Source organism: Citrobacter sp. XT1-2-2, from assembly GCF_023516235.1.
Taxonomy (GTDB): Bacteria; Pseudomonadota; Gammaproteobacteria; order Enterobacterales; family Enterobacteriaceae; genus Citrobacter; species Citrobacter werkmanii.
Map to the genome: position 1 here is coordinate 1,598,688 of NZ_CP097324.1, position 11,155 is coordinate 1,609,842.

The window sequence follows — 11,155 nt, forward strand, 5'->3', positions numbered from 1 at the left end:
TGTGAACGGTGAATTGATATGGGTTCTCTCATTGTTGGCGATTGCCGTCGTCTTGTTTGCAACTGGCAGAGTGCGTATGGACGCGATCGCTTTGCTGGTCATTATTGCCTTTGTTCTGAGTGGAACATTGAGCATCACAGAAGCTTTTTCCGGGTTCAGCGATCCTAACGTTATTTTGATCGCGGCTTTATTTATTATCGGCGACGGTCTGGTGCGTACCGGGGTGGCGACGGTGATGGGGGCCTGGCTGGTGAAGGTTGCCGGCAGCAGTGAAGTCAAAATGCTGGTGTTGCTGATGATAACCGTGGCCGGGCTCGGTGCGTTTATGAGTTCGACCGGCGTGGTTGCTATCTTTATACCGGTTGTCTTAAGCGTTTCCATGCGCATGCAAATTTCTCCCTCGCGCCTGATGATGCCGCTGAGCTTTGCCGGATTGATAAGCGGTATGATGACGCTGGTGGCGACACCGCCAAACCTGGTCGTCAACAGTGAATTGTTACGCGAAGGACTTAACGGCTTCAGCTTTTTTAGCGTCACTCCGCTGGGGCTGGTGGTTCTGGTGCTTGGCATAATTTATATGCTGCTGATGCGCTTTATGCTGAAGGGTGAAGACTCCGGGCAGCCGGGAGACGGTTGGAAACGCCGGACTTTTCGCGATTTAATCAAAGAGTATCGCCTCACGGGGCGTGCCCGCCGTCTGGCGATTCGCCCTGGTTCACCGATGATTGGCCAGCGTCTGGACGACCTGAAGCTGCGTGAGCGTTACGGAGCAAACGTGATTGGCGTGGAGCGCTGGCGGCGCTTTCGTCGCGTGATTGTTGATGTTAACGGGGTTTCTGAGTTTCGCGCCCGTGACGTGCTGCTGATTGATATGTCTGCAGCGGATGTCGATCTGCGAGAATTTTGCAGTGAGCAACTGCTGGAGCCAATGGTGCTGCGCGGGGAATACTTCTCCGAGCAGGCGCTTGATGTGGGCATGGCTGAGATCTCACTGATCCCTGAATCGGAACTGATTGGCAAAACGGTACGGGAGATAGCCTTTCGTACGCGTTACGGTCTGAATGTGGTCGGCCTGAAACGCGATGGTACGGCGCTGGCAGGCGCGGTGGTGGATGAACCGTTGCTGATGGGGGATATCATTCTGGTGGTGGGTAACTGGAAGCTCATCACACTGCTGGGACAAAAAGGGCGCGACTTCGTGGTGTTGAACATGCCAGCTGAGGTCAGTGAAGCCTCCCCGGCGCACAGTCAGGCGCCACATGCCATTTTCTGCCTGGTGCTGATGGTGGCCCTGATGCTTACCGATGAAATTCCTAATACGGTTGCCGCAATTATCGCCTGCCTGCTGATGGGGAAATTCCGCTGTATCGATGCCGAAAGCGCCTATAAAGCGATTCACTGGCCGAGCATTATTTTGATCGTCGGGATGATGCCCTTTGCACTGGCGCTACAAAAAACCGGCGGTGTCGATCTGGTAGTAAAAGGACTGATGGACGTCGGCGGCGGGTATGGCCCGTACATGATGTTGGGTTGCCTGTTCGTCCTGTGCGCGAGCATCGGGTTATTTATCTCAAATACTGCGACGGCGGTACTCATGGCGCCAATTGCCCTGGCGGCGGCAAAGTCGATGGGGGTTTCGCCGTATCCTTTTGCGATGGTGATTGCAATGGCGGCATCCGCAGCCTTTATGACACCGGTCTCTTCGCCGGTAAACACGCTGGTGCTGGGACCGGGTAACTATAGCTTTAGCGATTTCGTGAAAATTGGCGTGCCGTTTACGGTGATCGTGATGGCGGTGTGCGTGGTGATGATCCCGATGCTGTTCCCGTTTTGATTTTTATGTGCCGGATAAGACGTTGACGTCGCCATCCGGCAACATCGTTTAAAGCGGTGAATCCTGGCTGATCTCATCTAATGAGAGGTGAAAGCTCGGGACAAACACCTCCATAAAATAGTCCATCTCTTCGCTGCGCCGCGACTCCAGCGTTTTTTCCAGCCGCGTTTTCGCCAACAAGAACTCATTATTGCCCGCCGAAAGCTCTTCCAGACACTTCAGATAAGCGCACAGCGCATCGGCCTGTTTGACAATAGATTTCTCTTCTTCGCTGTAAGCATGTTCATCAATCAGCGGAGCAAAAATATCGCGTAGCTCGTCGGGCACCATATCGACCAGCTTTTGCTGGGCAATTTTCTCTATCGCTTTATATTCCTGGGCGATTTGTGAGTTGAAGTATTTTACCGGGGTAGGGAGGTCACCGGTCAGCACCTCTGAAGCGTCATGGTACATTGCCAACAGGGCAATGCGCTCTGCATTAAGCTGACCACCAAATTTACGGTTTTTGATCGCCGCCAACGCATGAGCGACCATGGCGACTTGCAAACTATGCTCGGACACATTTTCGGTGCGCACGTTGCGCATCAGCGGCCAGCGGTTAATGAGCTTCAGACGGGAGAGGTGGGCAAAAAAATGGCTCTGCTTCATAACGACCCTTATATGATGGCAACCTAAGAGTCATTGTGCGCAGAGAAGGCTGTCAGATGCAAATACTCGTCATACTGATCCAACAGCCCGTGTTTTATTACAGCTGGTGATACCCTGACAGGAAGCGCTCAAATTTACTCAGCGACATTTCGATATCGTCAATGCGCGGGAGCGTGACGATGCGGAAATGATCCGGCCACGGCCAGTTGAACGCCGTTCCCTGAACCAGCAGCACTTTTTCCTGCAACAGGAAGTCGAGCACCATTTTCTGGTCGTCATGAATGTTGAAGCGTTTAGCGTCGATTTTCGGGAACATATACAGCGCGCCGCGCGGTTTCACGCAGGAGACGCCGGGAATATCATTGAGTAACTCCCAGGCGCGGTTGCGTTGTTCATACAGGCGCCCGCCAGGCATGATAAATTCACTGATGCTCTGGTATCCGCCCAGCGCGGTCTGAATCGCATGTTGCGCCGGAACGTTAGCACATAAGCGCATAGAGGCCAGCATCTCAAGACCTTCGATGTACCCCTTGGCATGTTTCTTCGGCCCGTTCAGCACCATCCAGCCCTGACGGAAACCGGCAACGCGATAGGTTTTTGACAGGCCGTTGAAGGTAATAGTCAGCAGGTCCGGCGCCATTGCGGCGATCGAGTGGTGTTCAGCATCATCGTAGAGAATTTTGTCGTAAATCTCATCCGCAAAAATGATGAGGTTGTTCTGGCGAGCAATTTCAACAATCTCCATCAGCAGCTCTTTGGAATACACAGCGCCGGTTGGGTTGTTGGGGTTAATGATGACGATCCCACGCGTACGCGGGGTAATTTTGGCGCGAATGTCGTCAAGGTCCGGGAACCAGTCAGATGATTCGTCACACAGGTAATGCACGGCGTTACCGCCGGAGAGCGATACCGCTGCCGTCCACAGTGGATAATCAGGTGCCGGAACGAGCATTTCGTCCCCACTGTTCAGCAATGCCTGCATGGCCTGCACAATCAATTCGGAAACGCCGTTACCGATATAGATATCTTCCACGGTCACATCGCGCATCCCGCGGGCCTGGTAATGCTGCATGATCGCTTTACGGGCTGAATAAAGACCTTTGGAGTCGCAATATCCTTGCGCTGTTGGCAAATTGCGGATCACATCAACCAGAATTTCGTCTGGCGCTTCAAACCCGAATGGTGCCGGGTTGCCGATGTTAAGTTTCAGAACTTTATTGCCTTCTTCTTCCAGGCGCTTTGCTTCCTTCAGAACCGGGCCGCGAATGTCATAACAGACGTTTTCTAATTTGCTGGATTTTTCAATGGGGGACATGAACGTTGACCTTTTTAGCTGTGAATGCCACTCCCTGCCGTGGAAGTCAGCCCAGCACAATGTACTCCCACGACGGTAAGTTTTGAAGGGTCTTTAGTAGAAGATTTTGAAAATCCATGAAGTTATAATTAACTGTTAATAACTAAATAACGCAATTATCATGGAATAATAATCCGGTGGATTGTATTATATTGGTGATATATTTTGTAGTGTTGGTTTGGGTGTGGTGGTTTGTCTGGTCAAAAAAACTTAACTCTGTAAAGCAAAAGATCGCCGACACATAAGCGGTATGACGTCATTCGAAAATACTGAGGTTTTATCTGCGAGGGCTGTTATCGGCCTGATCCGTGCGTGGTACGGTGTGAATTCATTGTTAAGTATAATTAATGAATTGAAGGATTCTTAATTAATTATTATTTAATATTTAAATCGCATTAAATTGAATGGCCTAATAATACGAAAACCGCAGGTCAGACATAACCTCAGGTAGACTCGAATTATTCGCGATAACACTTATAAATATAGTGGTTTTAGGTTAAGATAAGTCTCATGAAATGGTGCGTAGTACGAATTTTACGATAATTCAAATGTTTGTTGGTTGTTCCTAACGTACTGAAAAGTTAGTTTTTAATGTGTAAATTATTGTTCGTTAAGTTTTTTTAAATTTACAAAATTTACATGTTTTCCATTAGTCAGAATCATCCAGCAGCTAAAAATATGGCCCTTTCTCGTTGCTATATTCCGATGAGTGTCACGGTTATTATATAGCGTAGAAAGAGAATTGTTTCGTTTGTTAAACCAAATACATCCTTATTTTCACTTGGTTACACTAAGCGAAACTGCAAGGAAGGCAGATAACAAATGGAGTGGTTTGATTCTGAATGCACAGCATTAACCCGGTATGACCCGCGAGTAAGTGAAAAACTATGATAAATGCAAATCGTCCGATAATTAACCTCGACCTCGATCTGCTGAGAACCTTCGTTGCTGTTGCCGACCTGAATACCTTCGCGGCTGCGGCAGCTGCGGTATGTCGCACTCAGTCTGCGGTGAGTCAGCAAATGCAGCGTCTTGAGCAACTCGTGGGGAAAGAGTTGTTCGCGCGTCATGGACGCAACAAACTGCTGACCGAACATGGTATACAGCTGTTGGGTTACGCCAGAAAAATATTGCGTTTTAATGATGAGGCATGCTCATCATTAATGTTTAACAATCTTCAGGGAGTGTTAACTATTGGCGCTTCTGATGAATCCGCCGATACGATACTGCCTTTCCTGCTCAACCGTATAAGCTCGGTTTATCCGAAGCTTGCATTGGATGTAAGGGTCAAGCGCAACGCCTATATGGTGGATATGCTGAAGTCGCAAGAAGTGGATTTGGTGGTAACGACTAACCGTCCGGGCGATTTTGAATGCCTGAATCTGCGCACTTCGCCGACGCACTGGTATTGTGCGGCCGAATATATCCTGCAAAAAGGTGAGCCGGTCCCGTTGGTACTGTTGGACGATCCGAGCCCGTTCCGCGATATGGTGTTGGCAACGCTGAATGCTGCGCAGATCCCGTGGCGCTTAGCGTATGTTGCTTCAACATTGCCTGCGGTTCGTGCTGCGGTCAAAGCCGGTCTGGGCGTTACTGCGCGTCCCGTTGAAATGATGAGCCCTGATTTACGCGTACTGGGCGCGGCGGACGGATTACCGCCATTGCCTGATACCGAGTATCTGTTGTGCTGCGATCCGGCTACGCAAAATGATTTAGCTCAGGTGATCTTTAACTCGATGCAGACATATCAAAACCCTTGGCAATACAATCAGTTTACCCCCGAAGGGGGAGATGATTCGCTCCTTATTGAAGGCGACTTCGAGTAACGCGTCACAAAAAATGTTTTAAAATGTAAGTGTAAAAAAAGAGCCGCTAATGATGAAAAAACATCCAGCGGCTCTTTTTTTATGCAAATAACATTGGTTTATGTCATTTGCTATACTAAAACTTAACAAAATCAGCGGGTAAAAAAACAGCCAGCAAATAGGGTGAAAAATAATCAGCAGAAGTGTTAATTGTTTCCATGTTAAAAAACTAGAGAAATTGTTGCTGTTTTTTATGGTGAATTAACAAAAGCGTGTCACAGATCAAGAAAATACTCCCATTTAGGGGGAGGCATTAGTGTGAATTCCTGTCAAAATAGACGAGTATTATCTTTTTTACTTCACTACGGACACGATTCAACAACATTAAAAAAGACCGATGATGCAACCGAAATGGGTGTAAACAGCACTTTATGTTAATGAGGTTGGAGTGGTGTAAAATAATGTGAGGAAACTTTTGTTAAAGTTGACAAAAGGTTATAGAAAGGAGTAAAAAACCCCATCAATTGGCTGTATAAAATGGTTTTCTACAGTGATTGTAAGGTTTTTTTTATTCCTCCCCATGAATCGATGTGGCGTTCATCTGCCGAAAAGAGCAGAGAATTTGGCGCTACTTTTGATGAGTAAGCAATGAGTATGTCAACATCCACTGAAATCATCGCTCATCACTGGGCATTCGCTATCTTTCTTATTGTCGCCATTGGCCTGTGCTGCCTGATGCTTGTCGGCGGCTGGTTTTTAGGTGGTCGCGCGCGCGCGAGATCTAAAAACGTGCCGTTTGAATCAGGTATCGACTCGGTCGGCACCGCCCGCTTGCGCCTGTCTGCCAAGTTTTATCTGGTAGCCATGTTCTTCGTTATCTTCGACGTTGAAGCGCTGTATCTGTTCGCATGGTCAACATCTATCCGTGAAAGCGGTTGGATTGGCTTTGTGGAAGCTGCAATTTTTATTTTTGTGTTACTGGCTGGTCTGGTTTATCTGGTGCGTATTGGCGCGCTGGACTGGACGCCCGCGCGTTCACGCCGCGAGCGTATGAACCCGGAAACGAACAGTATCGCTAATCGTCAACGCTAACCGCGAGGCATTAAGATGGATTATACGCTCACCCGCATAGATCCTAACGGTGAGAACGACCGTTACCCCCTGCAAAAACAGGAGATCGTAACCGACCCCCTGGAGCAAGAAGTTAATAAAAACGTGTTCATGGGCAAGCTCCATGACATGGTTAACTGGGGCCGTAAAAACTCAATTTGGCCATATAACTTTGGCCTTTCCTGCTGCTACGTTGAGATGGTGACCTCGTTTACCGCTGTGCACGATGTGGCCCGTTTTGGTGCGGAAGTACTGCGTGCATCGCCGCGTCAGGCTGACCTGATGGTCGTGGCTGGAACCTGCTTTACCAAAATGGCACCGGTTATTCAGCGCCTCTACGATCAGATGCTGGAACCAAAATGGGTTATTTCCATGGGCGCATGCGCCAACTCCGGCGGTATGTACGACATCTATTCTGTGGTGCAGGGCGTTGATAAATTTATTCCGGTCGATGTGTACATCCCGGGATGCCCGCCGCGTCCAGAAGCGTATATGCAGGCTCTGATGCTGCTGCAGGATTCCATTGGCAAAGAACGCCGTCCGCTCTCCTGGGTGGTTGGGGATCAGGGCGTTTATCGCGCCAATATGCAGTCAGAACGCGAGCGTAAACGCGGTGAACGTATTGCTGTAACGAATCTTCGTACACCAGACGAGATTTAATTTGCGCCTGTCGGCAGCCGCACTTCCTTCGCTTATCACTACATAAATAGCGCGAAGCACTGCCGACTACCACGGACCATTTACAATGGTGAACAATATGACCGACTTAACCGCGCAAGATGCTGTATGGCAAACACGGGATCACCTTGATGACCCGGTCATTGGCGAACTGCGCAACCGTTTTGGGCCGGATGCCTTTACCGTTCAGGCGACTCGCACCGGGGTACCCGTTGTTTGGGTCAAGCGTGAACAATTACTGGAAGTTGGCGATTTCTTAAAGAGACTGCCGAAACCTTACGTCATGCTGTTTGACTTACATGGCATGGACGAACGTCTGCGTACGCACCGCGAAGGGTTACCTGCCGCGGATTTTTCCGTTTTCTATCACCTGATTTCTATTGAACGCAATCGCGATATCATGCTCAAGGTGGCGTTGTCTGAAAACGATCTGCGTGTACCGACTTTTACCAAACTGTTCCCCAACGCCAACTGGTATGAGCGTGAAACCTGGGAAATGTTTGGTATCGATATCGAAGGCCACCCGCACCTGACGCGTCTGCTGATGCCGCATACCTGGCAAGGCCACCCGCTGCGTAAAGATTACCCGGCGCGTGCGACCGAATTCGATCCGTTTGAGCTGACCAAAGCCAAACAGGATCTGGAAATGGAAGCGCTGACCTTCAAACCCGAAGACTGGGGCATGAAGCGTGGTACCGAAAACGAGGACTTCATGTTCCTCAACCTCGGCCCTAACCACCCGTCTTCTCACGGCGCGTTCCGTATTGTGCTGCAGCTTGATGGCGAAGAAATCGTCGACTGCGTGCCTGACATCGGCTACCACCACCGTGGCGCTGAAAAGATGGGTGAACGTCAGTCCTGGCACAGCTACATTCCGTACACCGACCGTATCGAATACCTCGGCGGCTGCGTCAACGAAATGCCTTACGTACTGGCGGTTGAGAAACTGGCGGGCATCACCACGCCGGATCGCGTCAACGTGATTCGCGTTATGTTGTCTGAACTGTTCCGTATCAACAGCCACCTGCTGTACATCTCCACGTTCATTCAGGACGTCGGCGCGATGACGCCGGTTTTCTTCGCCTTTACCGATCGTCAGAAAATTTATGACGTGGTGGAAGCGATCACCGGTTACCGTATGCACCCGGCCTGGTTCCGTATCGGCGGTGTCGCACACGATCTGCCGCGCGGTTGGGACAAGCTGCTGCGTGACTTCCTCGACTGGATGCCAAAACGTCTGGATTCCTACGAGAAAGCTGCACTGCGTAACACCATCCTGAAAGGTCGTTCCCAGGGCGTTGCCGCCTATGGCAAGAAAGAAGCGCTGGACTGGGGTTGTACCGGTGCTGCGCTGCGTGCGACCGGTATTGATTTCGACGTGCGTAAAGCCCGTCCATACTCTGGCTACGAAAACTTTGACTTTGAAGTTCCGGTTGGCGGCGGCGTGTCTGACTGCTATACCCGCGTAATGCTGAAAGTTGAAGAGCTGCGCCAGAGTCTGCGCATCCTTGAGCAGTGCCTCAACAACATGCCGGAAGGCCCGTTCAAAGCGGATCACCCGCTGACTACGCCGCCGCCGAAAGAGCGCACGCTGCAACATATCGAAACCCTGATCACCCACTTCCTGCAGGTTTCGTGGGGACCGGTTATGCCGGCAAACGAGTCCTTCCAGATGGTGGAAGCGACCAAGGGTATCAACAGTTACTACCTGACCAGCGATGGCAGCACCATGAGTTACCGTACTCGTATCCGTACCCCGAGCTATGCGCACCTGCAGCAGATCCCGGTAGCGGTACGCGGCAGCCTGGTGTCCGACCTTATCGTCCATCTGGGTAGTATTGATTTTGTTATGTCAGATGTGGACCGCTAATTATGCACGAGAATCAACAACCACAAACCGAGGCTTTTGAGCTGAGTGCGGCTGAGCGTGAAGCGATTGAGCACGAGAAGCACCACTACGAAGACCCGCGTGCGGCGTCCATTGAAGCGCTGAAAATCGTTCAGAAGCAGCGTGGCTGGGTGCCGGACGGGGCGATCTATGCGATCGCGGATGTGCTGGGTATCCCGGCAAGCGACGTAGAAGGTGTTGCCACGTTCTATAGCCAGATCTTCCGCCAGCCGGTAGGTCGCCACGTGATCCGCTATTGCGATAGCGTGGTGTGCCATATCAATGGTTATCAGGGGATCCAGGCTGCGCTTGAGAAAAAACTCAACATCAAGCCGGGGCAGACGACCTTTGATGGTCGCTTTACGCTGCTGCCGACCTGCTGCCTGGGGAACTGTGATAAAGGGCCGAACATGATGATCGATGACGACACTCATGCTCACCTGACCCCGGAAGGCATTCCTGAACTGCTGGAGCGGTATAAATGAAAGATATTATCCGTACTCCCGAAACACATCCGCTGACCTGGCGTCTGCGTGATGACAAACAGCCAGTCTGGCTGGACGAATACCGTAGCAAAAACGGTTACGAAGGTGCGCGTAAGGCCCTGACCGGCCTGTCACCGGACGAAATCGTCAATCAGGTAAAAGACGCTGGCCTGAAAGGGCGCGGCGGCGCGGGCTTTTCCACCGGTCTGAAGTGGAGCCTGATGCCGAAAGACGAATCCATGAACATCCGTTACCTGCTGTGTAACGCCGATGAAATGGAACCGGGCACCTATAAAGACCGCCTGCTGATGGAACAACTGCCGCACCTGCTGGTGGAAGGCATGCTGATTTCCGCGTTTGCGCTGAAAGCGTACCGTGGTTACATCTTCCTGCGCGGTGAATATATCGAGGCGGCTGTGCATCTGCGCCGCGCGATTGCCGAAGCAACCGAAGCCGGTCTGCTTGGCAAAAACATCATGGGCACCGGTTTCGACTTCGAACTGTTTGTCCATACCGGGGCAGGGCGTTACATCTGCGGTGAAGAAACCGCGCTGATCAACTCCCTCGAAGGTCGTCGCGCTAACCCGCGTTCCAAGCCGCCGTTCCCGGCAAGCTCTGGCGCATGGGGTAAGCCGACCTGCGTTAACAACGTCGAAACCCTGTGTAACGTACCGGCCATCCTCGCCAATGGCGTGGAGTGGTATCAGAACATCTCGAAGAGCAAAGATGCGGGCACCAAGCTGATGGGCTTCTCCGGTCGTGTGAAGAACCCTGGCCTGTGGGAACTGCCGTTTGGCACCACCGCGCGTGAGATCCTCGAAGACTACGCTGGCGGTATGCGTGATGGCCTGAAATTCAAGGCCTGGCAGCCGGGCGGCGCGGGAACCGACTTCCTGACCGAGGCGCATCTTGACCTGCCGATGGAGTTCGAAAGCATCGGTAAAGCAGGCAGCCGTCTGGGTACTGCGCTGGCAATGGCCGTTGACCACGAGATTGGCATGGTACCGCTGGTGCGTAACCTCGAAGAGTTCTTCGCCCGCGAGTCCTGCGGCTGGTGTACGCCGTGCCGTGACGGTCTGCCGTGGAGCGTAAAAATTCTGCGTGCGCTGGAGCGTGGCGAAGGCCAGCCTGGGGATATCGAGACACTTGAGCAACTGTGTCGTTTCCTCGGCCCGGGTAAAACCTTCTGTGCACACGCACCGGGAGCGGTGGAGCCGCTACAGAGCGCCATTAAATATTTCCGCGAAGAATTCGAAGCTGGCATCAAGCAGACCTTCAGCAATACCCACGCTATTGGTGGTATTCAGCCGAACCTGCTGAAAGAGCGCTGGTAATTGCAGGTTACCCCTGCAT

The 11,155-nt window shown here is 51.4% G+C and carries 9 protein-coding genes; 7 read left to right on the forward strand and 2 right to left on the reverse strand.

Annotated elements, in window-relative coordinates:
* The first annotated feature begins 1 nt into the window (after position 1).
* Entirely contained in the window at positions 2–1,834 is a 1,833-nt protein-coding gene (locus M4I31_RS07565) for an SLC13 family permease (RefSeq protein WP_038642308.1), read from the forward strand.
* Between the two features lie 48 nt (positions 1,835–1,882).
* Here M4I31_RS07565 and yfbR read toward each other — a convergent pair whose 3' ends face one another.
* Positions 1,883–2,482, reverse strand: a complete 600-nt coding sequence (yfbR, locus tag M4I31_RS07570) for a 5'-deoxynucleotidase (RefSeq protein ID WP_042307093.1) — start codon at positions 2,480–2,482, stop codon at positions 1,883–1,885.
* A 97-nt stretch (positions 2,483–2,579) separates the two neighbouring features.
* A complete protein-coding gene (gene alaA, locus M4I31_RS07575) occupies positions 2,580–3,797 on the reverse strand; it encodes an alanine transaminase AlaA (RefSeq protein ID WP_005129483.1) in 1,218 nt (405 codons plus the stop codon).
* Positions 3,798–4,723: 926 nt separating this feature from the next.
* On the opposite strand from alaA, the gene lrhA reads away from it, so the two are divergent.
* The 6 genes from lrhA to nuoF all read left to right on the forward strand — a co-directional run bounded on the left by lrhA (position 4,724) and on the right by nuoF (position 11,136).
* Positions 4,724–5,662: a transcriptional regulator LrhA gene (gene lrhA / locus M4I31_RS07580; RefSeq protein ID WP_038642304.1), complete on the forward strand. Its 939-nt coding sequence runs from the start codon at positions 4,724–4,726 to the stop codon at positions 5,660–5,662.
* A gap of 627 nt (positions 5,663–6,289) precedes the next feature.
* The gene (nuoA, locus tag M4I31_RS07585) at positions 6,290–6,733 is read left to right on the forward strand and encodes an NADH-quinone oxidoreductase subunit NuoA (protein ID WP_003028077.1); all 444 of its coding nucleotides are present in this window, start codon (positions 6,290–6,292) and stop codon (positions 6,731–6,733) included.
* Positions 6,734–6,748: 15 nt separating this feature from the next.
* A complete protein-coding gene (gene nuoB / locus M4I31_RS07590; RefSeq protein ID WP_003028075.1) occupies positions 6,749–7,411 on the forward strand; it encodes an NADH-quinone oxidoreductase subunit NuoB in 663 nt (220 codons plus the stop codon).
* An 85-nt stretch (positions 7,412–7,496) separates the two neighbouring features.
* The gene (gene nuoC, locus M4I31_RS07595) at positions 7,497–9,299 is read left to right on the forward strand and encodes an NADH-quinone oxidoreductase subunit C/D (protein ID WP_006683659.1); all 1,803 of its coding nucleotides are present in this window, start codon (positions 7,497–7,499) and stop codon (positions 9,297–9,299) included.
* 2 nt (positions 9,300–9,301) lie between these two features.
* Positions 9,302–9,802 (forward strand): NADH-quinone oxidoreductase subunit NuoE, encoded by a 501-nt coding sequence (gene nuoE, locus M4I31_RS07600; RefSeq protein WP_006683660.1) that lies wholly within the window; start codon positions 9,302–9,304, stop codon positions 9,800–9,802.
* Positions 9,799–11,136: an NADH-quinone oxidoreductase subunit NuoF gene (gene nuoF / locus M4I31_RS07605; RefSeq protein ID WP_003839356.1), complete on the forward strand. Its 1,338-nt coding sequence runs from the start codon at positions 9,799–9,801 to the stop codon at positions 11,134–11,136. Before nuoE ends, nuoF begins: the two co-directional genes overlap by 4 nt.
* Positions 11,137–11,155 lie beyond the last annotated feature (19 nt).